The sequence below is a fragment of the Thermodesulfobium sp. 4217-1 genome, from assembly GCF_039822205.1.
Taxonomy (GTDB): domain Bacteria; phylum Thermodesulfobiota; class Thermodesulfobiia; order Thermodesulfobiales; family Thermodesulfobiaceae; genus Thermodesulfobium.
In genome coordinates this window covers 46,586-71,997 of the sequence record NZ_JBAGBW010000009.1, presented here as the reverse complement: position 1 = coordinate 71,997, position 25,412 = coordinate 46,586, and the positions used below count along the sequence as shown (strand labels likewise).

Genomic DNA, 25,412 nt, shown 5'->3' with positions numbered 1-25,412 from the left:
TGTATCAACATTTGTAGTTAGAGTATATGTAGTATTGAAATATTCGTTTACGTAATTGTTTACATAAGTTTGGGTAATAGGAGTTAAGTCTGTATTAAGCCCTATGCCGTTTAGAAAATTATGAGCAGGAGGCAAATCTAAAGAGGTATAATTTAAACCCATTGCGCTGGTAAAGACATTGGCAGCTTCCAGCTTGTCATATAAGACCTGGGTATCAGTGCCCTGAGCACCGCCTAATATGTCGTAGGCAAGCTGACCTGCGCTCATATGATAGGTATTATATACATTCTCCCAATATTGCAGTCCACCTGGATCTGGTGTCCTATTAAAAAGATTTTCATATATCTGACTTATAACGCTTCCTACATTTGTAGAAGTAATAGTACCATATAGGCTGTTTGCTTCTGGCTGATCTACAAAAAAATTTAAAATAGAACCTATATTGCCACCGAAATCACTTTGAACGACTCCCGCCCAATAGTTCAAACCGCCCTGATCTGCAGCCCTATCATAAAATGCAATGTATAGGTCTTGAATTTCATTTAAAAGCATCTGATTGTTAATCATAAATCCCCCTTAAATTTATTTTTAAAAACTTATATATAATGTAACATAAAAATATTTTTTGAGTGTTAAAGAACAATTAAAACATTTATAATATGAGTCAAAAAAGAAGCGAAGACATAGAGAAGAAAATTGGCGGAGGGGGTGGGATTCGAACCCACGGCCCCAATAAAGGGGACACCGATTTTCAAGACCGGCTCCTTAAACCGCTCGGACACCCCTCCAGCACTGAATATTGTATCATACTTTTTGGAAAGAAGGTAATAGGTTAAATGAACGAAAATTATTACGAAAAAATATTGGATAGATTAAAAAAATATTTTGGTGAAATTGAAAGAAGAGATGAAGACTTTTTTCATGAATTGATCAAGGCTACACTCTCACAGAACACTACTGACACAAACAGCATACAAGCATATAAAAATCTTATAAAAACCATAGATAATGACTTGGGAAATCTATCAAATGATGAGTATTACGACAAAATCAGAGACTCAATCAAGATTGCAGGACTAAACAATCAAAAGGCAAGGACACTGTGTGCTTTGGGAAGAAAATTCTTTACAGGCCAAAAATATTCTGATGCAGAAGAGCGCATTAAGAAGATGAATGTTTCTGAAATTATTAGCGAATTTCTTGACATTGACGGAATAGGATTGAAAACTATTTCTTGTGCAATATTGTTTGGCTTACACCGATGCGCATTCCCTGTTGATACACATATTTCAAGGATTGCTCAAAAGATTAAAAATAGAAAAATCAGCAAACTGGATATCCAGATGGAAATAGAGGGCTCCATCCAAAACTGGAAAAAATTAAAAGCCCTGCACCTACACCTCATCGAGTTGGGAAGAGGTATTTGCAGGGCCAAAAAACAAAACTGTCAAATATGTCCTATCAGAGAACTTTGCGAAGATTATCGTTCAAGATGACCTTCATCCTGCTAATTGGCTCAATTGGCTCAGGTTCTATCCCTTTTAGCAATGCAAGATAATAGCTTGCAAAATCAGTCGAGTATATGAGATCAAGACCAGCTAAAATGTGATTTTTCCCTGAACCAAAGACCTCCAAAACCTCTATGCCTTCAGAATTTAAAAATGTTTTTACAGTGGTTATAATATTCGACAGCAACACTGATTCCAATTCTGGAATTCTAAAGATCAATACAATATAGTCTTCTTTCTTATCAACCAATGAAATTGGGACAATTTGATTGTGTGAAGCCTCTGGAAGAAAGGAGTAGTAAGACAGCTGTTTTGCATTTTCTTCGAGCTGAGATTTAAATCTATAAGCAATATTTTTGCTAATTGACTCTGCTCCCCACAGTACAATGTTCTTTTTAGATGCTAATTTAAATGCAATTTTTTTTGAAATATTATCTTCAAAATCAACTTCAGGCAAAAATTTGTTTTTACCCTTCGACAGCTGAGATAACTCTCCCCAGAAATCATTTTCATCATATTCAGTCCATTTATTTGTAAATGCATACTTAAATAATATTGACAGGGTAAATGGCATAGCGGCTCTTGGCGCTCTGCCAGCAGGCACACTGATATATTGCCAATTTAAATCTTTACACAGATCGACAATTTTGCCGCCAGAAGAAATGCCTACCCCTTTGAATCCATTCTTAGATATCATTTCAATGCTTTTCAAAGTTTCGATAGTATTGCCAGAATAGCTAAAAGCTATAACAAAGCTCTTGGCAGGATCTGGTAAAATTTCTTGACCCCCTAATGTAGAAAAAAAATAGACTTTTTTGTTAACGTTCATAATTTCAGTAAATATCTTAGGTGAGATTGCAGATCCTCCTATTCCCAGAAAAATTATGTTTTCGACTTCAAGCTCTTCTACCTTGCCATCTTTATAAAACGCTAAATCTTTGTAGAAGTCTTTCATGTGATATGCAATATCAGAAGCGTATACGCTCATTAAATTCTTGTCCATAATCCCTCCTAAAGACTAATAATTTATAAAGTTACATTACATTGAACTCCTAATTCTTCATCGAGCTTTTGTAGACGTTTTATTCTATCATCGGTAGAAGGATGGTCAGAAAAGATCTCATATGCTTTGCCTAAATTTTCTTTGTCTACAGTTTTCAGTCTTTCCATAAAAGTAATCATAGCACAAGGATTATATCCCGCCCTATAAGCATAAATCGTTCCGTAATGATCAGCCTCATACTCCTCATCACGACTATATCCTAACATAACTAGATTTTCTGTCAATCCAGCTACATATTGAGACAAAGAAGAACTTTTGGAAAATAAAACCTGCAAAAATAGATTCGCATAAAACTGTCTTTCAATATTTTTTACTACGTGCCTCCTGCATACGTGACCAATTTCGTGCCCCAAGACGCATGCAAGCTCATCATCAGACTTAACAAAATTTAGTAGTCCTTTGTACACATAGATAAACCCACCTGGAAAAGAGACAGCATTGATTTGATTTATATTTACAATCTTAAAAGTGTAAGGCAGGTCTCTTCTATCACAGACAGCTACAAGCCTGGCACCAATACTTGAAACTTTTTCGTTCCAATATGGATCGTCATACAATCCGTATTTCTTTTCAAAGCTCTTAGAAGCATCCCGACCAATCTTGATCTCCTCCTGAGTAGAGATCAAAGAGGCATTAGCGCTTTTGGGAAATATTAAAGTCGATGCAAAACTAAAAAATATTAATAAGAAATTACGTCTTTTTATCATCGTTTTTATTGCAACAATGATCTCTAAATATCTCTTCTTTTACTCCGTCTTCGTACATAACGACGTATGAATTCTTCAAGTATCTATTTTCTATGACCCTTGCATTACCGCGCGGAGCCTTAACAATATCGTCCACATTTGGAAAACAAGACCTGCAAGAAGCATAAAATGGATATTCATAAGACATACAACACAAAAGTCTGCCGCAAACACCTGATATCTTTGTAGGATTCAATTGCAAACCCTGGTCCTTTACCATTTTTACAGATATTGTATCAATCTCATCTAAAAAGGTAGTACAACAAACTTCTCTTCCACAGCTGCCTATAGCCCCAAGAAGCTTTACGGCATCCCTTGAGCCCACTTGAAACAATTCCACTCTTGTTTTCTTAACTCTTTTCGTAATCTCTTTAATTAATTCCCTAAAATCAATTCGTCCATCAGCAGTAAAATAAATTGTTATTTTAGAGCCATCAGTGTTATAAACTGCCTTAAGAAATTTCATTTCAAGTTTCAAATCCCTGGCTAATTCCTTGGACAAAAGAAGTATTTCCTTTGCCCTATCTTCTCTTTCTTGCAATCCGCAGACATCTTCTTTGGTCGCCAATTTTAAAATTTTTCTAATGCTTTCAATATTTTCACCAATGTCGTCCACAACTGAATCAATTATACCCATTTCAATTCCGAAATTGCCCTCGACTACTACGCAATCGCCTTTTGAAAACTGCTCCTCTGACAAAAAATATCCAAATCGCCTTAAAGGCAAAACTTTTACATAATAATAATTCATTTAAATCTCCTTAAAATCTAATAAAAAATTGCTAATCAAAAAAATTGATGAAGCATTTACCCTACTTAAATAGAACTTATTAGCCATCTTTATCTTTTCCAAAGCATCTAAATATATCTCAAAACTTATCTGTCTTTTCTTAAAAAGCGCCAGCAATTGTGATTTATAGAAAAATAAAGACAAAGATGGTTCCGTGTCCTTATAGACGTTATCAAACAAAAAATTTTTATCGTTCATACCCTCAGATTTAATAAAACATTTCATCAATTCAATTTTATCAAGCATACTATTAAAAAAAGTTTCATCTTTGTCAGATAGTATGCCTGGACATCCGTAAACAAGCTCAGCAAAATCCTTATTATTTACAGATGCGTTGTCAAATTTACTTAGAAATTCAGCAGTATCTTTATCAGAAAGCAATGGAGCATAAATTTCAATTGATCTCGATCTTAATGTCGATATTAGCTGAAAATCAGATAAGAATATAAAATAGGTATTTTCAGGCGGCTCTTCGACAATCTTTAGAAAAAAGTCAGGTATTTCTACGACATCCTTGATCCTTTGCGGATCGCTTCCAAATTCTACAAACACAGTAATAATTTCATTATTAACTCTCTTCTGCCACAACACATCGTTTAGTAATTCTCTTAAGAACTTCCTGTCAGATAATAGATCGTTTTCAGTCTGTTTCCCGAAGACAAAAGAAAAAAAATTTGGTTTATTTTCATATAAAGAGTCAAATTTATAACCGTAAATTTTTTCCAGAAAATTGTTTATTATCTGTTTTTTATAATTTCCTTTTGGACCCCAGACCGCAAATGACCTTAAGTTAAATTCTTTAACATTTTCAAAAAATTTATCGAATTTTTCTAATCTTTCCTCAAACACTTTTTCCAACTTTTTTTTCTAATACTGTTTTCAAAATTATTTTATGGATCGCATCTCTATTTAGTTTAGGATACAAGATAAAAAATCTTTCTGGCTCTAAAGAGGCCAGATTAAGATATCCTGCTCTTACTCTATTGTGAAAGTCTATATTCTCAGACTCCATTCTATCCTTATTCCCTACAAATCTTTCTTGTGCCTCAATAAAAGAAAAATCAAATAGAAATGTAATATCAGGTTTTACTCCATTTGTAGCAAAAAAGTCAAGCTTTTTCAAGAGAGACAGATTAACTCCTCTCCCAAAACCCTGATATGCAAAGGTAGAATCAGAAAATCTATCACAAATAACAGTTTTACCTTTATTCATAGCAGGAAGAATGTATTCACTTACAAGCTGAGCCCTGCAGGCAGCAAAAGATAGAACTTCAGATTCAATTGAGATATTTCTACCGTGTAACAGAACTTGTCTAAACGACTCCCCTAATTCTGTAATACCAGGGTCTTTTAGGTAGACTACTTCATTGCCCAATTCCACGAGCTTGTCATAAAGTAGCTTTGATTGGGTAGTTTTGCCGCATTTTTCAATACCCTCAAATGTAATAAAAAGTCCGTTATTATTATTTTGCAAATATCTTCACCCTTCTTTTAGGTTCATCGTCAAGGCTTTCTGAAAACAGATTATATTTCTCTACGAGTTGATGTTGAAGTTTTCTAAAATATGCATTTCTGGGGCTCAGTTCAACTGAAATTTTTTCTTTCAAGACTTTTCTTATACCCTCTTCTGCCTCTTTCAAAGCATCATACTTCTCAAAATCAACATCCTCATAATTTGACGAGCACAGTTGAGCCATCTCAGACAAAACTTTTCTTGCCTGTGTGATGGTATTGCTCCTCATTACATATATAGGAAGACTTTTTTCTTCCACTTCTTCAAAAAATTTGCCCTTTACCCTCAAAAAACCCTTCAACGTTATAACAGCATCAGCAATATTTAAATCTTTTACGACATTTATCGACAACCTCAGTTCCTTAGAAGCTCTGTCTAAGACGTCTTTATTAACACCAAATGAAAAAATATTTAAAAAGTCTTTACTTATTTTTTCGTCAAATCTGTTTCTTATCTCACGATCCCTGTAAGAAGGAGGATCTTGTAATGGTTCTTTATTTAACTCCATTCTGTGTTCTTCTATGATTATTGACCCATCGGATCCTTTTGAGCGAACTTCAGGCTTTAGCTGAACACCTTTGAGTAACAAGTCTACAACTTTGTCTACATTTTTGTGTATAACCATCTTTTCTCTATCCAAAAGCTCTATAACTACGCTAAAGGTAGGTTGGGTTTTTCTCTCTTGAATTGTTTTCTGTGTTCTTCGCCTTTTTGCCTCTTCATCAGAAAGGGTGACCACCTGAACTCCGCCAACCAGATCGCTTAATGTGGGATTCATAATAAGGTTTACCAGACTATTGCCATGAGCGGTTGCGATAAGCTGCACCCCTCTTTCAGCAATAGTTCTTGCAGCCTGAGCTTCTAATTCTGTACCAATCTCGTCCACAATAATGACCTGGGGCATATGGTTTTCCACAGCCTCAATCATAACTGCGTGCTGTTTTTCAGGAGAAGGGACCTGCATTCTCCTTGATCTCCCTATTGCAGGGTGAGGGATATCCCCATCTCCGCCTATTTCATTTGAAGTATCTATCACAATTACCCTTCTCTTCATATCCATAGATAAAATTCTTGCAATCTCTCTTAGCTTGGTAGTCTTTCCAATGCCTGGAGGACCCATCAAGAGTATGCTTTCTTTGCTTTCTACAATATCCTTTATTATGTCAATTGTCCCAAAAACTGCCCTACCCACTCTAAGAGTGAGGCCTACAATCTCGCCAGTCCTATTTCTAATACAAGAAATTCTATGTAAAGTTCTTTCTATGCCAGCTCTGTTATCGCCAGAAAAACTCCCGACTCTTTCTGTAACCCGTGACAGGTCCTCTCGTGTAACCTGTTTTGTAGCTATCTCGAAGGCGTCTTCAGGGAACCTGACCTCGGGAAACCTTCCAAGATCAAGAACAATCTCTATAATATTACCTAAATTCTTTAACTCTAATATAGGATATTTAAAATCATCAGGCAGGACATCAATTAGACATCTTAGATCGTCTATAACTTCATCCAACTCCAAAAAATTCACCTACCATATTTAATCTGGTTTCAAGTGAGGAAAGAGTATGACATCCCTTATTGAGGGAGAATCTGTCAGGAGCATAACTATCCTGTCAATTCCCAAACCCAAACCGCCAGCCGGTGGCATTCCATGCTCAAGAGCAAAGATAAAGTCATCATCCATAACTTGAGCTTCCTCATCTCCACATTCTTTCAGTTTTGCCTGTTCTAAGAACATATTTTTTTGATAAACAGGATCGTTTAGCTCGCTATGTGCATTCCCAATTTCTCTGCCAGCTACTATCAATTCAAATCTCTGTGCTCTTGAAGGATTTACAGGATCCTTTTTCGCCAACGGGGAAACCTCAGAAGGATATCCGATTACAAAGGTAGGCTCCTCGATTTTTTTCTCCACAAGGTGTTCAAATATTTCAAGTTTTAACTTACCCAATCCCCATTCTTCGCTATATTGGCATCCTAATTTTTTTACAAATGACTGCAAAAATGGCTTATCCTTTAACTGTTCATCTGTTAAACCCACATATTCCTTAATAGATTCATCAAAATCCAATCTTCTCAGAGGCGGCTTAAAGTCATAAGTCTTCCCCTGATAGGTAATGTTACTAGTCCCCAAAACATTTTCACATAGGTAGCTTAGAAGATCCTCTGCAAGAATCATCATATCATTTAGATCAGAGTAGGCTTGATAGGCCTCAAGCATTGTGAATTCAGGATTATGTTTAACCGAAACTCCTTCATTTCTAAAAGATCTATTGATCTCATAAACCTTGTGGAAGTTACCGATTAATAACCTTTTTAGGTATAATTCAGGAGCAATCCTCAAAAAAAGATTTTTCTCCAATACGTTGTGATATGTTACAAAGGGTTTGGCAGATGCGCCGCCTGGTATTATGTGAAGCATTGGGGTCTCTACCTCCAGAAAATCCTTTTCTTCAAAGAATTTTCTTATGAGACTCATAATCTTGCTTCTTTTTAAGAATACGTCCCTTGTTTTTTGATTCGATATCAGGTCCAAGTATCTAAATCTATATCTCAATTCTACATTTTTTAAACCGTGCCATTTTTCGGGGAGCGTCCTAAGAGCCTTAGACAATATCTTAATTGACTTGACTAAAACAGTAATCTCGCCTGTCTTTGTCTTAAAAAGCGGACCAGAAATTTGAATAAAATCTCCAATATCGATAAAGTTCTTAAATAAATCATATTGTTCATTCAAGACATCTTTCTTCAGTTGTATCTGAATTTTACCAGTAAAATCAATCATATCTGCAAAACTCATCTTCCCATGAGATCTCTTGGAAAATAGTCTGCCTACTATGTTCACTTCTTCATCTTCAGGTAAGCTGCACCCTTCAAATTTATCTTTTATATTTGAAATATAATCAACAAACTGAGACTCAACTGGATATGGGTCTATTTGCATATCCCTCAAAGAATTAGACTTTGATAGTCTTTGATTGAAGTATTCATTTTCTAAATTTTCATCATTTAAAAACGGCTCATCATCATGCTCTTTCAATGTTTATCACCTTTAATTTTATTGTTTGGCCTCCTGGGGTATGAACGCTAACCTCATCACCAATCTGCTTACCGAACAGTGCCTTGCCGACTGGAGATTGATATGAGATTTTCCCGTTCAAGGGATCAGCCTCAATCGGTTCTAATATAATATATTCCTTTGTGGTCTTTTTGTTAAGATCTTTCACAGCTACCTTGCATCCAATGCTTATTCTTGATAATTCAATCTTATCTATATCGATTATCTTTGCATTAGTAAGTTGAGATTCCAGCTCACTTACTCTTGAAAGTATCATAGCCTGCTCACTCTTTGCCTCTTCGTATTCAAGGTTGCCAAAATCCTCAGCAAAATCTTTTGCCTCTTGAATTCTTTCAGATATTTCCTTTAGCCTTACGTCTTTCAAATATTCAAGCTCATTTTTCAGTCTATCGTAACCTTCTTGGGTTAAGCTAATTAATTCTTTCATATAATCCTCCTGCACTAAAATTCCTATGTATTATAGTTATTACAATCAAAATTGTAAACATTATGGGTTGCCAGAAACCTCTATCTTATAGTCTAAAGACCGCCAATTAGACGCCATATTGGGCCCAGAATCTGATGGCGAATTTAATATTACCAGCGTAACGCTATCACCAGGCTGACCTAAATTAAAAGTGTAACTAACAGTGTCGTAAGAACCAAACCCAATTTTTGCATTTTTATAAATACCATTGCTTGTATAAAAATATAAATTAGCAGTAGGAGTAATTACGCCTTTTAAGATTACTTTAATGGTACAACTACTAAATGAGGCCAATCGTGAAAAAGTTATTAAAAACCATCTTGACTGCGGCGGTCCAAAAAAATTTCCAGGAATAGGCGAATAGTATCTATCCTTCTCGCCCTCAGTAAGGTAAACAGATGCCTTATCGGAGTCCCAAAATGGATCGTTGTTGCTTATGACAATTATTGAGACCCTTTGAACGGAGTCTTGCTGACCAGGCACAAACACTCCAGAAGAAAAATCCAGGTTCAGACTGCTATTTAAAGGGAGCTTTGCCATCTGCCAGGGGGAAGGGGTATATATAAGATCCTGAGCAAAGGCAATATTGCAAGATAAAATCAAAAAAATAAAAACCAAATTCAAACAAGCTTTACCTAAAGTGTACAATTGTAACTCCAGCACCTCCTTCATTTGGATCTGCAAGGCCAAAGTTTTCAACTTGAGGATGATTGGCCAGTATTTCGTGAACAAGTTTTCTTAAAATACCTTCTCCCTTTCCATGTATTATTCTAATATAAGGAGCATTAGAAACTAAAGATCTATCAATAAATTTTTCAACTTTTTGTATGGCCTCATCAGCTCTCATACCTCTTACGCTTATCTCAAAGTTAGAACCCGTATTACTTATAGATTTTATTCCAATATTACTATTGTAAATTTTTCTATCTTGTTTTGATATGTTGTTTTCAGCAAAAACTAGTAAGGAATTATCAACCCAAACCTTAGATTTTTCAGACTGTACTAAGCTCCTATTTCCTTGTTTCTTAATCAACTTGCCAGAAATATTCATTGTCGATATATTAACATAATCACCAATATTTATTCTGATTTTATTTGGTGCAGAATCCTTCTTTTTGGAGATCTTGTTACTTATTATGCTTTCAAGATCTTCCCATCTTTTTAAGCTGTCTATCATTAAATCTTTTTTTGGCTGATTCAAATTTCTCTTTAGCTCTTTGACAACTAATTGAGTTGAAGAAATTATTTCGTTTAACTCTGATATTTTTTCATCGTATCTTTTATTCAATGAGACTTCAAGTTGATTATATTCCCTTTCCAGAAGCTCTTTCTCTGTTAATAAAGTTTTTTCTTGAATTTTTAACTCTTCGATTTTTTTATTATAAAATTCAGTAAGCTTATTTAGCTTCGACATTTCGCTGTAAACCTGATCGCTTAGGAGATATTCCTTCGCATCAGAAATAATTTCAAGAGGCAAGCCCATCTTTTTTGCAACATCCAATGCATGGCTATTCCCAATAGAATTCCACAAAAGCCTATATGTCGGCAAATTTGAATTGTTGTCATATTCCATAGCACCTATGGTAATTTCAAATCTGTCTATATTAGTTATTTTTAATTCTGATATGTGTGTAGTTATGCAGATAAAAGCACCCTGTAAAAGTAAATACTTTATGATTGACTTAGCAAGGGAAAATCCTTCTTTAGGATCAGTGCCATTACCAAGCTCATCAATTAAAATTATCGAATCCCTCAAGTCATTCTTTAAAAAGTGTTTTAGTTTGTCTATATGATAGGTGAACGTGCTCAAGCCCAAACTTAAATCCTGTACATCAGAAAGATCTGAAAACAAGCCCTTGAAAGGTCCTATCTTGGCGCTGTTTGCGTGAATATACAGACCACTAAGTGCCAAAAAAACATTTAGTCCCAAATTTTTTAACGCGACAGATTTTCCACCGCCATTCGCTCCAGTTAGCACAAACCCTCTTGCCTTGTTGTTTAAGTAAAAATCTTGTCCTATGGGGTTCTTTAAAAGTGGGTGTCTTGTATTGCTAAATTCAATAATTAAATCGCTAACAAGCTCAGGTTTTACACAATTGTATTCTTTGGCGTATTTGCCCAGGGCGAAAAAGAAATCGGTTGAATCATAAAAATTAATGTTTTCTTGGATCAATTCCCTATAGTTAAGAAGATTTTTATCAATATTTTTTAATATTAGCTTTAATTCGTTCAGTTCTTCTTCTTTTTTCAGCCTAATCTTGCTAACAATTTCTGCAGAAATATATGGCTCAACATAAGCTGTCAATCCAGAAGTAGATGTGTCCCGTATAGTCCCTGGAATCTTATCCAGATGCTCAATCTTGACTGGAAGCAAATAAAAGCCATTTCTCTCCAAGACTATGTTTTCTTGAAAATATTTTTTGTTCTCACCTCTGACATAATTAGTAAGTAAGCTATTTAGATCGTTTTCAAATCTTTTTATGCTCTTTCTGATCTCATAAAGTTTGCTGCTTGCCTTGTCTTTTATATTGCCCTCATCGTCGAAAATATTATCAAGAAGATTGAAAAAACTGACTGGAAAACTTAATTGCGAAGCAATATTATAAAAAAAATTCGAATTTAGAGTTATACTTAGAAAAAATTCTCTAATGTTGTAAGTTGCTTTTAAAAATAAAAACAAACCAAAGTACTGCTGAAAAGACAAAGAACGATTGTTCTTAAAACCCTCAACCGATTCAATAGTCAACTCAGGCAGTCTTTCCCTTGGATCAGAATACTTCCAAATAATATCAATAGCGTCGCTAATACGGCTTTGCCTTTGAGCAGCATCAAGACCTTCCAATGGACTGATAGAGAGAATTTCTTCCCTAATATAAGGCAATAAAGCATATTTCCCTATATTTTTTAAGACTTCTTTATAATCTAAATCGTAAGCATCAAATTTAAATGACATAAACTATATTATAATTTAATTTGCGAAAACAAAGAAAAGATTGTTAAATTAAAAAAATTGTTATAAAATTAAAAAATTGTAATAAAAATTTTATGTTTAAAATAATTTAGGAGGCGGATTTTGGATAAGTTCAATGTAATTATAATTGGAGCAGGTCCTGGCGGACTCAAAACGGCAATGAGACTAAGAAGATTGGATTTTGGTCAAAAGATTTTAGTTATAGATAAAGGCTCCTATCCTTCATTCGGAGCATGCGGCATGCCATTTTATATAGAAGGATTGGTCAAGAATTTTGATGATTTAAGAAAAACATCATTTGACTCAATTAGAGACAAAAAATATTTCAAAAACTACGCAAACATAGATGTCTTGTTAGAGCACTCAGTTACAGGAATTGACACAGATTCAAAGACCGTTTTTGTTACAGACAAAAATAACAATACAGAATCGAAATTTCAATATGACAAGCTTATAATAGCTACTGGCTCAAAAGCAATTGTTCCTCCTATCGAAGGCCTATCAATAAATAGTGAAAACGTATTCACACTGAAGGACCCAACAGACGCAGAAGAAATTAAATCCTACTTAGCCAAAAACGATGTTAAAAGCGCATGCATTATGGGCGCAGGTCTAATTGGCTGTGAAATAGCATCTTCCTTGTTCAATTCAGATATCGACGTTTCCATTTTTGAGATTTTTGATTGGCCCCTTGCAGCCTTAGTAGATAAAGAGGTTGGACTATATTTAAAAAAGCAAATGTTTAACAACGGCATGGAAATATACACGGGTGAAAAAATAACAAAATTTGTTTCAGAAAACAACAAAACTATTAAGGCCGTCTCCGATCAAAGAGAGGTAGAGGCAGATATATTCCTCATCTGCTCTGGCGTAAGACCAGATACAGAAATAGCGAAAAAAGCCAACATAGAGATGTCTCCAAAAGGATCTATAATTACCAATAAATTTTTGCAGACCTCAGACCCTGATATATATGCCGTCGGAGACTGTATAGAAATCAAAAATCAGCTTACAAACAAGAATTTTTATGCGCCAATGGCAACCTATGCAAATAGACTTGGCAGGATAATCGCAAATAATATAATGAAAAACAATTCTCAAGCTTTTGATGGGGCGATCGGCACAGCTATAGTTAAGATTTTAGGAATAAATATTGGCAGAACAGGGTTAAGCGAGAGGGAAGCAAGAGATTCTAATATAGACTTCGAAACAGTTTTATACTCAGGTTACGACAAACCTCACTATATGCCAGAAAGCAAAAAAATGAACATAAAGTTAATTTTCGATAAAAAAGATGATAGCTTAATTGGGGCTCAGTGTATAGGAAATGAAGCAAGCGTTGACAAAACTATTGACGTAGCTGCTACAATTATTCAAAATAAAATAAATTTTGAAAAACTTTTAGTCTTAGATTTGTCTTATTCGCCTCCATTTTCCAACTCAGTAGATATATTGGTTCAAGGTTTTCAAACTTATGAGAACAAAAAGAATAAGATGTATACTGCTATTTCATTTGAAGAGGTAAAACAGATATTAGAAAAAGACCGTAATTTAGAAAATGTGGTATTATTAGATGTAAGATCAGAGGATGAATTTAAAAAGGTTCCCTCACCATTTAAAAATGCTATTAGTATACCTATTGAAAAATTGTATGGTTTTGATTTAAAATATAATAAAGATAAAAAGATCATAGTATTCTGTGGAACAGGTTCAAGATCCTATCAGGCATCGGTTATGTTAAAAGATAAGGGTTTTAAAGAAGTGTACAATCTGGAGGCCGGTTTGAGTGCTTTTTATTAAAATAAAGGGGTGAACAAATTTGACAAACAAATTTGGAAGGTTTTTAAAAGAGGCAAGACTGCAAAAAGGTATCAATCAAAGAAAGCTTGCTTTACTATCTGGTATAGATCCTGGCTATGTGAATAAGCTTGAGTCAGGAAAGATGCCGCCCCCATCACCAAAGGTCTTAAAAAATATAGCTTCAGTCCTTGGACTTGATGAATTGCAGCTATATTTAAGAGCGGGTTACATAACCGAAGATCTGACCAAAAAGCTTTCCGATGAGCCAGAATTTAGCATGATGTTCTATGCGCTAAAGGTTTTGTCAAAAGAGGAACAGAAAAATATATTGGACTTCGTAAAATTCAAACTTGAAAATTGGAAAAAAATTGACAAAACCTAAAATATTTGATTTTTTTAATTTTCTGTTATATAATTTTTAACTAAGTAAATTATATAAAAGAGGGGGAGAAAAGATAACTTCTTTAAAGGAATTAATCGAAAAAAATAGTTTGTTAAATGAAATACACGTCCTGTTGGACGATAATGCGTTTGAGGATGTTTTTTTAGTGGGAGGAGCGGTCAGGGACCTACTGATAGGTAAGCAAATAAGCGACTATGATTTCTTAGTATCAGAAGGTTCAGTATCCGATATAGCCAAACTCTTATCAAATAATTTAGGTGGTAAATTCTTTTTCCTTAAAGGTGCCAACTATTCCTCAAAAACCATCCGCATTATTAAAGAAGGCTTACAGATTGATATTTCTGAGCCAAAGGGTAGCAATCTGCAAGAAGATCTCTTAGAAAGAGATTTCACCATAAACTCTATGGCTATAAGGATGAGCGATGGAGCCCTATTTGATTCCGCAGAGGGAATTAGAGACCTAATTAATAAAAAAATTAGACTAACAAGCGATCTTGCCTTCATAAAAGATCCTGTCAGACTCATTAGAGCATATAGGTTTGTTGCTGAAATGAATTTTCAGTTGGAAGAAAGAACTCACATTTTAATAATGGAACAAGCACCACTGATATCACAAGTTCCTTCAGAGCGAGTTAGAGACGAAATATTTAAAATATTAACGTTAAAGAATTCTGTAGACGTTTTAGACAATCTATGGAAATCAGGCATATTAAAAGTAGTTTTCCCAGAATTAACTCTACTTGAAAAGGTAAGCGCAGAACCGCAAAGATACCATCACCTAAACGGTATAGAACATTCTTTTGAAGCGCTTAGATGTCTGGAAAGAGTATTGTTATTGAATTCTCCTATTTGGCAAGATATATCCGACAAGCTAACCTATTATTTAAATCACATAATAGGCGGTGGAAGAAAGAACATCCAGTTGTTAAAATTAGCTACCCTATTTCACGATGTAGGAAAGCCAATAACGATGAAATTAGATTCAAATAAAGCCAGCTTCCTAAACCATGACTTAGAAGGCTCACTTATTGTTGAGAAAATCGCTAGGAGAATCAGGCTCTCCAAATTAGAAATAAAAGAACTTAAGCACATGGTAAAAAATCATATGCAACCAATTTTTATACCTGCAGAAAACCCTGAGGCCCACATTTTAAAATTTTTAGGTAGAACATACCCATACACAGTAAACATTGTTCTATTGAGCTTAGCTGACAGACTTTCAAGCAGAGGTCAGAAGATAACACTTTCTTATGTATTAGAAAGATATAGGCTGTATAAGAAAATAATCAAAACATCACTTTTCTATGAGCCGCCTAAAAAGCTCCCATTAAACGGTAAAGAAATTATGAATTTGCTAAACTTAGAGCCTGGTCCCTCAGTGGGAATAGCCATAAAAATGCTAAAAGGAGCCATGATAAGGGGCGAGGTAAAAGACGAAGAAGATGCTAAATCTTTTCTTACCGAAAAATTCAATAATTTAAGGATTAAAGAGTAAAAAAATATATTAGCTTTTGACCAAATAGTTCAGCTTATCATAAAAGCCTGGAAAAGAAATAGAACAACAAGCCGCGTTATCAAATGAGCTTTCTCCGTCTGCTAATAGCGCTGCTATTGTAAAAGACATAGCGATTCTGTGATCGTCAAAGGTTTTAATATGAGATGGCTTGATATCGTTTATTCCTTCGATAATTAGGCCATCTTCTTTTTCTAAGACGCTAACTCCCATATTTTTCAAATTAAAGTAAATTGCCTTTATCCTATCGCACTCCTTCTTCCTTAGATCGAGCGCCCCTGAAATCTCACTCTTTCCCTGAGCCAAAGCCATAGCGACAGAAATAATGGGTATCTCATCTATAATCTTAGGAACCTCTTCTGCAAAAATATTTGTAGCCTTCAATTTTTCTGTACCTTCCACCAAGATAGTGCCCACAAGCTCTGGACTATGCGAATCATACTCAAGACTTATTTTAGCCCCCATCCTTTTAAATACCTCTATGTAACCAATTCTTAAAGGATTAAGACACACATCTCTAACTACCAACTTAGATCCAGGAATCAGTGCTGCAAGAGCCACAAAGAATGCTGCAGAAGAAGGATCTCCCGGAACAGTTAAGTCAAACGAGTCAAGATCTTCTGATGGAGATACGTAAACAGAATTTTCGACTTTCTTTATGTTTGTCCCAAGATAAGACAGAAAAAGCTCAGTGTGATCCCTTGATGGGAACGGTTCACTGATAATACTATTTGAGTTAGCCTTTAAACCAGCCAAAATAAGGCAAGACTTCAACTGGGCGCTTGAAATAGGCATATCGTAATTAATGCCATTAAGACCATTTTTATTCCCTACTATCGCCAAAGGAGCAAAAAAATTCTCTCTTGAAAATATATTGGCTCCCATATTAGATAACGGTCTTACTACCCTGCCCATAGGCCTGCTTCTCAAAGAATTATCGCCGGTTAAGACGTACAGTCCTTTTCTCTCGGCAGCCAAAAATCCAGTTAGGAGCCTCATTGTGGTACCAGAATTCCCAGAATTCAATACATCTAACGGCTCATCAATTTCCCTTAGCCCCTTGCCAACAATAGAAACAAAATTATCAAATCTCTCAACTTTTGCTCCAAGCTTCTCTACAATTGAAAGGGTAGACAAGGTATCGTCGCCAAGCAATGGGTTTTTAATAGAAGACCTTCCCTTACTTGCTAAAGCAAAGATAAACAATCTGTGGGTAATAGATTTATCCGAAGGAACAGAAATTTCTGAAGAAAATTTTTTCACTATTCCAGAAATTTTCAAATTTAGAACCTCCCTCTAAATTCTTTTGCATTAATAATTTCCTTTTTAAAAGATTCATCATCTCCTCTAAGAGATTCTCTAAGGGAGCTCAAGGTGTCGATATAAGAATCTACAGCTTTTAATAATTCTTTCTTATTAAATCGAAAAATTGAATGTGTAAAATTCGGATCTTGTAAGGCAAGCCTGGATGTGTCTTTGAAACCAGGACCTGCAACTAAATTAAGATATGGAAAAGTTTGGTCATATTTTTTTACAGTGTTCGACAGCGACACAGCCACAAACATCGGTAAGTGACTCGTAAGAGATACCAAGCTATCATGCTCATCAATGCCAACCAATTGAATATTAACCTTAAGATTGATTTTTAAAAAATTAGCAAGATTATCAATTAAAGCCTTTTTTTCATCACTTTTTATAATCAAAAGGGGTCTATCTATGAAAATTTCCTTGAAAGAGTTTTCGTATCCGCAATATTGCGTGCCTGCCATTGGATGGGTGCTAACAAAATTCACGCCATCAGGAACCTGATTAACTACCTTGTTAAAAAAGTGTGATTTTACACTTGCTACGTCAGAAACTACACATCCATTTTTAAGATATGGCACCAGTTTAGTAAATACATCCAGAGTATTTTCAATATTTACACACACAAATACAAGATCACAGGAAGAAATATTAGAGTCTAACTCGTTGTTTAAGTGATAAAAAATCTTTTCAGATTTGGCAAGCTTAACAGTGTCTAATTTAGAATCATATCCAAATATGCTATACCCATTGGCAGCAAAGGCCTTAGCAAGAGATCCTCCAATAAGGCCAAGGCCGATGACACAAATATTTTTAAAATCCATATTTTACAATGTTCTATTTAAGACTTTTGCTATAGGTCGTATTTCATTCATAAGGATTTCAAACTCAACTAAATTTAGAGATTGAGGTCCGTCTGACAGAGCTTCTTCTGGTCTTGGGTGAACTTCTATCATTAGGCCATCTGCACCAGAAGCGATTGCAGCTCTTGACATTGGAGCTACGAGAGATCTTTTTCCTGTGGCATGACTCGGGTCAACAATTATTGGAAGATGGCTAAGCTGCTTTATCAAAGGCACTGCGCTCAGATCAAGAGTATTTCTTGTATATTTCTCAAAGGTCCTAATGCCTCTTTCACACAATATTACCTCTTCATTTCCCTCAGCCAAAATATACTCAGCAGCCAATAGCCACTCTTCAATAGATGAAGACAGCCCCCTCTTCAATAATACTGGCTTCGAACATCCGCCTACTTCTTTTAATAATGGGAAATTTTGCATATTTCTCGTTCCAACCTGGAGTATATCAGCATAAGAGGCAACCAATTCTACATCACGCGTATCCATTACCTCAGTAACTATTTTCAATTCGTATTCATCAGCGGCATCTCTCAGATATTTTAAACCCTCTTCGCCTAATCCCTGAAAAGAATAAGGACTAGATCTTGGCTTAAAAGCACCGCCTCTTAAAACATTTGCGCCAAAACTCTTTATTCCCTTTGCCACCTCAAAAGAGAGCTCCCTACTTTCGACAGCACAAGGTCCAGCCATTATGACCAGATGCTCACCACCAATTTTAAAAGTCCCCATATCTATCACTGTATCCAGGGGATGAAACTCTCTGCTAGCTCTTTTGTAAGGCTTTCTTACAGGTATGACTTGAGAGACACCAGGCAATACTTCAATTGGCTCAACTAATAATTTTTTGTTTCCAATTGCTCCGATTATAGTATGAACCTCTCCCTTTGAAAGATGAACCCCAAATCCTAAGCTGTTTAACTTCTCGACTACTCTGTTAATCTCTTCTTCGCTTGCTGACGGTTTCATTACAATAATCATTTACATTACCTCCATATAAAACTGATTTAGAAAATACTATAAGACTTTTAGATATTTGTCAAAGATTTAATTTATCTGTAATCTAAGTTAGAATATAATAACACCAAAGGAGGGATAAGATGAAAAATTTTGTCTTAAAAAAGGTTACTGTCGCAATGCTTATATGTAGTTTGTTGTTTGTAGCACCTGTAAAGCTCTATGCTTTTAATCTAGGAGGACTTTTAGAAGGCGGAGGGATTGCAATAGCTGTAAAAATTTTCGGCAGACAGATAAATGACTTTATAAATACCGCCTTAATGAACAAAAATATTTCCACTCAAGAGATGACAAAGGTCGTGCCTGTTATTTCAATAGGAAACGGAACCTATGTAGGCGCTGTACAGGTATCAGGCCCTGCCGAAAGCGTCCAATCAGTACAAGCAGTCATGCAATTAGAACTCAATTTTAGCGATAATAGGTTTAGAATTAAGGCTCTTATACCATCTGATTCTCTTAACCCATTACAGTTTCATAGAGTTTTAGGGGTGGGCGTGTCAGCTATGGTTGACGTAAAACTTTAAACTTAGAGTTGGTAAACTTTTTTGCCCTTTCAATAGCCATATCGAGATCTGGCAAATTAGTTTGCGCTCCATCTTTTTCCAAAACAAACGATGACACAGAGGCTGCTATATATGCGCAATCAAGAAATTCAAAGCCAAGCGAATAGGCCGACAGAAAAGCGCCTCTGTGGCTATCCCCTGCTCCAGTAGAATCTACAAAAATTTTTGGTGGGATAGCTGGGATAGTATAATTAAAACCATTATAGAAAATCTTGCACCCGTTCTCGCCGTAGCTAACACAAGAGAGTTCAAACCTCTTGTAATTCATAATATTTTCTATCTTTAAGGTTTCACATAATTTCTTGTTTTCAAATTCATTCATAAACAAAAAATCCACATAAGGCAAAATTTCAATCACTTTATCGGGCTGTGTCAGCGTCTGCTGCCCTGGATCGAAGCTTATTTTTATATCTTTTCTATGGCTTTTCAACTCAATTAATAGTTGTTTATAAAAATCATAATAGCCCGTAGTAAAGTGCAATATTTTGCAATTATTTAGATTGTTTATGATGTAAGGAATGTTTGATACCAAAGTTTTCTCATAATTTATCTTGTCTTCATAAAAATAAATCTGTTGAGCTCCATCTGGAACCCTAGTAATCAGAATGCTTCTTGGAGAATATCCATTTGGAATCTTAAAAACGGATTTTGTATCAATCAGGAGCCCTTTAAGATAATCCTCATACCCATGGTGAAAATCGCTGTCTCCAACTGCTGAAACAAGACCAGAATCCACAGATAATTTTTTAATTGTCACGGCACAGTTTGCAGCAGCCCCTCCAAAAGTTCTTTTGTATTCATCAGCTACAACAGCATCATTTTCTAAAGCTAATTTTTTTACAACTAATATAGTATCAAAAACTATTGTTCCAACACAAAAAATCATTAATCCTCCTTAAGTTTTTATACTATTTTCCTACATTATAAAACAAAATCTGATATAATATTTGTAGTAAAAGGAGGCTGGATGGAGAAAAATACTATAAAAATTGCTATTATTGATGGGCAAGGCGGAGGAATAGGTCAACAAATAGTATTGAAAATTAGAGAGGTTTTGTCAGAAAGTATTGAGAATATAGAGATAATAGCCTTAGGAACAAACGCATTTGCTACTGTAAATATGTTAAGAGTCAAGGCGAACAAGGGCGCATCAGGTGAAAATGCAATAGTAAAAAATGTATCCGAAGTTGATTTTATATTAGGTTCCATCAGTATTCTGGTATCCGATGCTATGATGGGAGAATTCACTACAAGGATGTCAGAATCTGTAGCAAAATCTAAGGCGATAAAAATTCTTTTGCCCATCAATCAGTCAAATATAGACATTGCCCTCACCCAACAAGAACCCCTCCCCCATCAAGTTGAAGACGCTGTGATGCGTTTAAAAAATTACATCGAAAGGACGGACCAATATGTGTGAAGCCAGTGCTTTTTATAAAAACCAAGAAAGCGAAGAAACTCTTATTCTTAAGGACGTAGCCCTTTTAAAACCAGAAGATGAAAATGTTTGGTTTTTAATTAGTATATTTGGAGATCAAAAAGAAATACACGCAAAATTGTTAGAGATAAATCTCTTACAGCACAAAATCATATTTCAAAAAATTTAAATATTTTTTAAAGAGTCTCCAAAAAATTTAGGGAGCACGAAAGATGCCCTGTGAACTTCTGGAGTGTAATATTTTAGATCTTTGATTGGGTCATTCAATAAATGATCTTTCAATGGATCTACTGAAAGAGATGCGAATCCAAAACTCCACAATCCAGCAGGATAGGTAGGGATAAATGCTATATAGTTTTTGAAAATCGGAAATATTTTTTTAAGTTTATTAGTTATATCACTAATAAAACTTAGATGGCACCATGGCGATTCAAGTTGAAAAACTAAGATACCATCTGGATTAAGGATTTTTTTAATGTTTTCAAAGAATTCCGCCTCAAAAAGACCAACCGCTGGCCCTATTGGGTCAGTAGAATCCACCAAGACTAGGTCAAATTTCTCAGAAGTTTGTTTGACAAAGTTGATACCATCGCAAATACAAAGATCAAATCTTGAGTCGCTAAAGCCTGATGACAGAGATGGGAAAAATTTTTTACTTACATCAACAACCATTTCATCAATTTCAACCTGTTTAATATGTTTGATATTTTTGTGTTTTTGACATTCTCTTGCAGATCCCCCATCGCCTCCGCCAATAATCAGAACGTCCTTAATTTTATCGGATAAGTTTAAGGGAACATGAGTTAGCATTTCATGATAGACAAATTCATCTCTTTCTGTAAGCATTACCTTTCCGTCCATAAGAAGAATTTTGCCGTAACTATCCGTCTGAAATACTTCAATCTTTTGATATTTTGAATGTGAACTAAACAGTATGTCTGTAACGTCAAAATAAATGCCTGATCCAGGCAAGTGCTCTTCTTTAAATTGGAATATAGGTGTGATATTTTCTTCTAATACCATAACACTACACACGAGAAAGCGCAGGCAGCTTTATCAACAACTATATCTGTAGCTACTGCCCTTTTTTCTGCCAACTTAAATCCTCTCATTGCAAAACCCTCTTCCACCATCTCCAGTACAGTCTTCTCGGCCTCTTCTTTGCTCCCAGTACAACTATATTCCATAATCAAACCGGGCAGAGTTGGATCGTCTGGTATTCCTATCCCAGCAGCAGCAGCAATTCTCTCGCCACTATTCGCGCTTACCTTGCTTGCATAAGCAATAGGAACTAGGGCACCGTATGGCAAAACTAAATTTTTAACTTCTACTGCAGCAGGCGGCAAAATACTGCTAACCCTTAAGAGATTGGTGTTCCCTACTCCTGCACTTAGCAATGCTCCGTCAAAAGCATTAAGAGGGTGTTCAGCGTTACAGCTTCCAAAAGAAATAAAAAACTTTGTAGGCGTTGATAACATTAAAAAAAATTCCTCCTTAAAAATAAATTACCAAAATCAATATTATAACTCAAAATTCCTTTGTTTTAATATTTCGTATAACAAAATTCCAGAAGCTACTGATAAATTTAAAGAATTAAAATCATTAGACATAGGAATGTAAACACTTTGATCCAAGTCTTTTAAGAAGACATCCGAAAGCGCCTTTGACTCGGAACCGAAAACACAGCATACAGGAAGTTCATACTTAAACTGATCGTACCTGGTTGTGCCCCTTTTTTCAACTCCCACCACAGCAAATCCTCTTTTTTGCAAGCCTTTTGAGAAATATCGCAAATTGCTCACTCTTACAACGGGTATATTTAAAAGTGAACCAGTAGAGGCTTTAATAGCAGCAGGAGTTATATCGAGCGACCTGTGTTTCGGCAAAATTATGCCCCCTACCAAACCGGATGCCTGTGCAGTTCTTGCCACAGCTCCGATATTGCGAACATCCATAATTCCCGAAAATGCAAGAAGAACTTTTTTGTGTCTTATCGCATTAAGAACGACATCTTCTTCATCTGAATAAGAAAACTCCCTTGTAAACATGACTATGCCCTGAGAATTTGGGAAAAGTTTCTCTATTTCAGCAAATGCTTTATAGACCACAAAAGCCCTTTTATCATCGTTTTTCTGTAAAAACTCTTCAATAAAGGGTATTTTCTTGTTTTTTGCAATCAATAATTCACTAAACTCTATGCCCTCTTTGATGGCACTTACTACAGGATGTATCCCAAATATAAATTCCTTTTTCATCTCTTCTTGATCCTCACACCTCTCGGTAAATCTTCTAAAGCGTATCCCTTATTATTAAAAAAATCTCTTATTTTATCTGACAGATCATATGATTTTTTCTTTTTGAAAAACTCTCTATAGCTTATCAGTTGAAATATTTTTTCATTGTTTAGATCTTCAAACAGCTCAAGATTTACATCATTGAAATTATAAGATGCAAAATCGGCAGTCAACTTTTCCCTTGAATAAAACAATACGTCTGGAGTATATTTTAATCCAAGGATATCAACCATAGATAAAATCTCATCTATGTTAGAAGATATATTAATCTCATATTCTTTTAAAGGATTTTTTTCATAGTCGTTAATTATAGAATTAACAAATCTAATTTTTTCAAAAATAAAAGAAAGCGCTAACGGAGTATTTAAATCATCGCACAAAGCGTTTACAAAATTAGATGGCACGTTATTTTTATTGCCACTTATCAAGCCAAAAGAAGAACAGACATCCAAAGTGTTTTTAATTTTGTCCCAGGCTTCTCTTGCAGATGTAAGGTTTTCCACGTTAAACATAACCGGGCTTCTATAGTGACTGCTTAATATAAATAGTCTTAAGACCATCGGATCGTATTGCTCATAGATATCTCTCAGGGTTTTAAAGTTGCCCAGTGATTTTGACATTTTTTCGCCTGATATCATAACAAAACCATTATGTAGCCAATAATTTACAAATTTATTACCGGTATAACCTTCAGATTGGGCTATCTCGTTTTCATGATGAGGGAATATCAAATCCTGCCCACCAGCGTGGATATCAAATGGTGATCCAAAATGTTTCAATGACATTGCAGAGCATTCAATATGCCAGCCAGGTCTCCCCTTGCCAAAGGGGCTATCCCAAGAAGGCTCATCTGGTTTTGATGACTTCCACAAAACAAAATCCAGTGGATTTTCTTTAAGAGATGATGACTCTACCCTATAGTTTTCGATCAGATCTCCAATCGACTTACCCGACAGCTTCCCATAGCCTTCAAATCTTTTTATAGAAAAGACTATATCATCGCCAGCCCTGTAAGCATAACCTTTTTCCATCAGGCCCTGAATAATACTAATTATTTCATCAATATAATCAGTAGCTTTTGGATAAAGAGATGCCCTTAAGACATTTAGCTTGTCTAAATCCTCAAAGTAAGCATCTATAAATTTCTCTGTTAGGTCTTTCCAATTAACTTTTTCTTCATTAGCTCTTCTTATAATCTTATCATCGATATCAGTAAAGTTTTGGATATGAAAAACATCAAAACCCTGACTTATAAAGAATCTCTTCCATACGTCCCAAACTACATAAGATCTGCCGTGACCCAAATGGCAATAATCGTAAACTGTTACCCCACATACATACATCTTAATTTTATTTTCTTCAATAGGGATAAATTTCTCTTTTTTATTTGTCAACGTGTTGTAAAGGTATATCTGATTGGTTAACAATTTAGGATTTTACCTCCATATTTAAAATTTTATTTAGTTTTGCAATTTCATTTTCTAACTCAATTATTTTTTGATCTTGCTTAATTAAATAATCTTTTAATGGGTCTGGCAATACATTGTGATCTAATTGTGAAAACTTCGCCTTAACGCCATTTCTTACCACTATTCTCCCAGGATTCCCTACCACTGTGGAATTTTCTGGTACCGTCTTTATTACCACAGCCCCAGCGCCTATCCTTACATTATCCCCAATAGTAATAGGGCCTAACACTATAGCTCCAGCTCCAATTACTACATTATTTCCGATGGTGGGGTGCCTTTTGCCCTTGTCCTTGCCTGTACCGCCCAGAGTTACGTATTGATAAATGGTAACGTCATCGCCTACAATAGACGTCTCACCAATCACAACGCCCATACCGTGATCTATAAAAAATCTTCTACCTATTGCCGCACCTGGATGAATCTCAATGCCAGTAAAAGCACGAGCGATCTGAGAGATTAGACGAGGGAAAAAGGGGACGCGCTTGCCCCATAGAAAGTGAGAAAATCTGTGTACCCATATAGAATGAAGCCCAGGATAGCAAAAAAGGACTTCAAAGATGTTTTTAGCTGCTGGATCCCTCTCAAAAACAATATTTATATCTTCTTTTATTATCTTAAACAAT

27 protein-coding genes and 1 tRNA gene are annotated in these 25,412 nt (G+C 35.3%); 7 read left to right on the top strand and 21 right to left on the bottom strand.

Annotation, left to right across the window (positions count from 1 at the left end):
- Positions 1-567, bottom strand: a 567-nt coding sequence (locus V4762_RS05030; RefSeq protein ID WP_347314688.1) for a DUF4214 domain-containing protein, incomplete at its 3' end; no start/stop codon positions are given.
- 130 nt (positions 568-697) lie between these two features.
- Positions 698-788: transfer RNA gene (locus V4762_RS05025), tRNA-Ser, on the bottom strand.
- A 48-nt stretch (positions 789-836) separates the two neighbouring features.
- Between V4762_RS05025 and V4762_RS05020 the strand changes: the two genes are divergently transcribed.
- The gene (locus tag V4762_RS05020) at positions 837-1,496 is read left to right on the top strand and encodes an endonuclease III domain-containing protein (RefSeq protein ID WP_347314687.1); all 660 of its coding nucleotides are present in this window, start codon (positions 837-839) and stop codon (positions 1,494-1,496) included.
- Here V4762_RS05020 and V4762_RS05015 read toward each other — a convergent pair.
- Genes V4762_RS05015 through V4762_RS04970 form a run of 10 tightly spaced genes read right to left on the bottom strand, consistent with a single transcriptional unit; the run spans position 1,462 to position 12,112 of the window.
- On the bottom strand, positions 1,462-2,511 hold the full coding sequence (locus V4762_RS05015; protein WP_347314686.1) for an SIS domain-containing protein: 1,050 nt from the start codon (positions 2,509-2,511) through the stop codon (positions 1,462-1,464). The two genes, V4762_RS05020 and V4762_RS05015, sit on opposite strands and share 35 nt — an antisense overlap.
- 23 nt (positions 2,512-2,534) lie before the next feature.
- On the bottom strand, positions 2,535-3,278 hold the full coding sequence (locus tag V4762_RS05010; RefSeq protein WP_347314685.1) for a M48 family metallopeptidase: 744 nt from the start codon (positions 3,276-3,278) through the stop codon (positions 2,535-2,537).
- A complete protein-coding gene (locus V4762_RS05005) occupies positions 3,262-4,068 on the bottom strand; it encodes a PSP1 domain-containing protein (protein ID WP_347314684.1) in 807 nt (268 codons plus the stop codon). Before V4762_RS05005 ends, V4762_RS05010 begins: the two co-directional genes overlap by 17 nt.
- Positions 4,069-4,956 carry a hypothetical protein gene (locus tag V4762_RS05000; protein WP_347314683.1) on the bottom strand — a complete coding sequence of 296 codons (888 nt, stop codon included), beginning with the start codon at positions 4,954-4,956 and terminating at the stop codon, positions 4,069-4,071. It lies immediately after the preceding gene.
- Positions 4,949-5,581, bottom strand: coding sequence for a dTMP kinase (tmk, locus tag V4762_RS04995; RefSeq protein ID WP_347314682.1), 633 nt, complete (start codon positions 5,579-5,581; stop codon positions 4,949-4,951). The genes V4762_RS05000 and tmk overlap by 8 nt, the downstream gene beginning before the upstream one ends.
- Positions 5,571-7,127, bottom strand: a complete 1,557-nt coding sequence (locus tag V4762_RS04990; RefSeq protein WP_458646940.1) for a R3H domain-containing nucleic acid-binding protein — start codon at positions 7,125-7,127, stop codon at positions 5,571-5,573. Before V4762_RS04990 ends, tmk begins: the two co-directional genes overlap by 11 nt.
- Positions 7,128-7,151: 24 nt before the next feature.
- Positions 7,152-8,654 (bottom strand): lysine--tRNA ligase, encoded by a 1,503-nt coding sequence (gene lysS / locus V4762_RS04985; RefSeq protein WP_347314680.1) that lies wholly within the window; start codon positions 8,652-8,654, stop codon positions 7,152-7,154.
- Positions 8,641-9,120 (bottom strand): transcription elongation factor GreA, encoded by a 480-nt coding sequence (gene greA, locus V4762_RS04980; protein WP_347314679.1) that lies wholly within the window; start codon positions 9,118-9,120, stop codon positions 8,641-8,643. Before greA ends, lysS begins: the two co-directional genes overlap by 14 nt.
- A 60-nt stretch (positions 9,121-9,180) precedes the next feature.
- Positions 9,181-9,807, bottom strand: a complete 627-nt coding sequence (locus V4762_RS04975; protein WP_347314678.1) for a hypothetical protein — start codon at positions 9,805-9,807, stop codon at positions 9,181-9,183.
- Complete coding sequence (locus V4762_RS04970; RefSeq protein WP_347314677.1) at positions 9,791-12,112, bottom strand: endonuclease MutS2; 2,322 nt, start codon at positions 12,110-12,112, stop codon at positions 9,791-9,793. Before V4762_RS04970 ends, V4762_RS04975 begins: the two co-directional genes overlap by 17 nt.
- Positions 12,113-12,232: 120 nt before the next feature.
- On the opposite strand from V4762_RS04970, the gene V4762_RS04965 reads away from it, so the two are divergent.
- From V4762_RS04965 to V4762_RS04955, 3 genes are all read left to right on the top strand, one after another.
- Positions 12,233-13,930, top strand: coding sequence for an FAD-dependent oxidoreductase (locus V4762_RS04965; protein WP_347314676.1), 1,698 nt, complete (start codon positions 12,233-12,235; stop codon positions 13,928-13,930).
- Between the two features lie 19 nt (positions 13,931-13,949).
- Positions 13,950-14,312 (top strand): helix-turn-helix domain-containing protein, encoded by a 363-nt coding sequence (locus V4762_RS04960; protein ID WP_347314675.1) that lies wholly within the window; start codon positions 13,950-13,952, stop codon positions 14,310-14,312.
- A 166-nt stretch (positions 14,313-14,478) separates the two neighbouring features.
- Entirely contained in the window at positions 14,479-15,828 is a 1,350-nt protein-coding gene (locus V4762_RS04955; RefSeq protein ID WP_347314674.1) for a CCA tRNA nucleotidyltransferase, read from the top strand.
- A gap of 9 nt (positions 15,829-15,837) precedes the next feature.
- Here the strand turns inward: V4762_RS04955 and aroA are convergent, their stop codons facing one another.
- Genes aroA through aroF form a run of 3 tightly spaced genes read right to left on the bottom strand, consistent with a single transcriptional unit; the run spans position 15,838 to position 18,989 of the window.
- Entirely contained in the window at positions 15,838-17,127 is a 1,290-nt protein-coding gene (aroA, locus tag V4762_RS04950; protein WP_347314673.1) for a 3-phosphoshikimate 1-carboxyvinyltransferase, read from the bottom strand.
- Between the two features lie 2 nt (positions 17,128-17,129).
- Complete coding sequence (locus V4762_RS04945; RefSeq protein ID WP_347314672.1) at positions 17,130-17,975, bottom strand: prephenate dehydrogenase; 846 nt, start codon at positions 17,973-17,975, stop codon at positions 17,130-17,132.
- A 3-nt stretch (positions 17,976-17,978) separates the two neighbouring features.
- Positions 17,979-18,989: a 3-deoxy-7-phosphoheptulonate synthase gene (gene aroF / locus V4762_RS04940; protein ID WP_347314671.1), complete on the bottom strand. Its 1,011-nt coding sequence runs from the start codon at positions 18,987-18,989 to the stop codon at positions 17,979-17,981.
- A 119-nt stretch (positions 18,990-19,108) separates the two neighbouring features.
- On the opposite strand from aroF, the gene V4762_RS04935 reads away from it, so the two are divergent.
- Positions 19,109-19,549: a hypothetical protein gene (locus tag V4762_RS04935; RefSeq protein ID WP_347314670.1), complete on the top strand. Its 441-nt coding sequence runs from the start codon at positions 19,109-19,111 to the stop codon at positions 19,547-19,549.
- Here V4762_RS04935 and V4762_RS04930 read toward each other — a convergent pair.
- Complete coding sequence (locus V4762_RS04930) at positions 19,527-20,474, bottom strand: PfkB family carbohydrate kinase (RefSeq protein WP_347314669.1); 948 nt, start codon at positions 20,472-20,474, stop codon at positions 19,527-19,529. The two genes, V4762_RS04935 and V4762_RS04930, sit on opposite strands and share 23 nt — an antisense overlap.
- Positions 20,475-20,555: 81 nt before the next feature.
- On the opposite strand from V4762_RS04930, the gene V4762_RS04925 reads away from it, so the two are divergent.
- Both V4762_RS04925 and V4762_RS04920 read left to right on the top strand, forming a co-directional pair.
- Positions 20,556-21,008 carry a DUF3842 family protein gene (locus tag V4762_RS04925; protein WP_347314668.1) on the top strand — a complete coding sequence of 151 codons (453 nt, stop codon included), beginning with the start codon at positions 20,556-20,558 and terminating at the stop codon, positions 21,006-21,008.
- Positions 21,001-21,195: a CooT family nickel-binding protein gene (locus V4762_RS04920; RefSeq protein WP_347314667.1), complete on the top strand. Its 195-nt coding sequence runs from the start codon at positions 21,001-21,003 to the stop codon at positions 21,193-21,195. Before V4762_RS04925 ends, V4762_RS04920 begins: the two co-directional genes overlap by 8 nt.
- On the opposite strand, the gene speE is transcribed toward V4762_RS04920, so the two are convergent.
- Genes speE through cysE form a run of 5 tightly spaced genes read right to left on the bottom strand, consistent with a single transcriptional unit; the run spans position 21,192 to position 25,411 of the window.
- Positions 21,192-22,049: a polyamine aminopropyltransferase gene (gene speE, locus V4762_RS04915; protein WP_347314666.1), complete on the bottom strand. Its 858-nt coding sequence runs from the start codon at positions 22,047-22,049 to the stop codon at positions 21,192-21,194. The genes V4762_RS04920 and speE overlap by 4 nt on opposite strands.
- A complete protein-coding gene (locus tag V4762_RS04910) occupies positions 22,040-22,504 on the bottom strand; it encodes a pyruvoyl-dependent arginine decarboxylase (protein WP_347314665.1) in 465 nt (154 codons plus the stop codon). Before V4762_RS04910 ends, speE begins: the two co-directional genes overlap by 10 nt.
- Before the next feature lie 42 nt (positions 22,505-22,546).
- A complete protein-coding gene (locus V4762_RS04905; protein WP_347314664.1) occupies positions 22,547-23,281 on the bottom strand; it encodes a TrmH family RNA methyltransferase in 735 nt (244 codons plus the stop codon).
- On the bottom strand, positions 23,278-24,747 hold the full coding sequence (gene cysS, locus V4762_RS04900) for a cysteine--tRNA ligase (RefSeq protein ID WP_347314663.1): 1,470 nt from the start codon (positions 24,745-24,747) through the stop codon (positions 23,278-23,280). The genes V4762_RS04905 and cysS overlap by 4 nt, the downstream gene beginning before the upstream one ends.
- A 1-nt stretch (position 24,748) precedes the next feature.
- Entirely contained in the window at positions 24,749-25,411 is a 663-nt protein-coding gene (gene cysE, locus V4762_RS04895; RefSeq protein WP_347314662.1) for a serine O-acetyltransferase, read from the bottom strand.
- Between the last annotated feature and the right edge of the window lies 1 nt (position 25,412).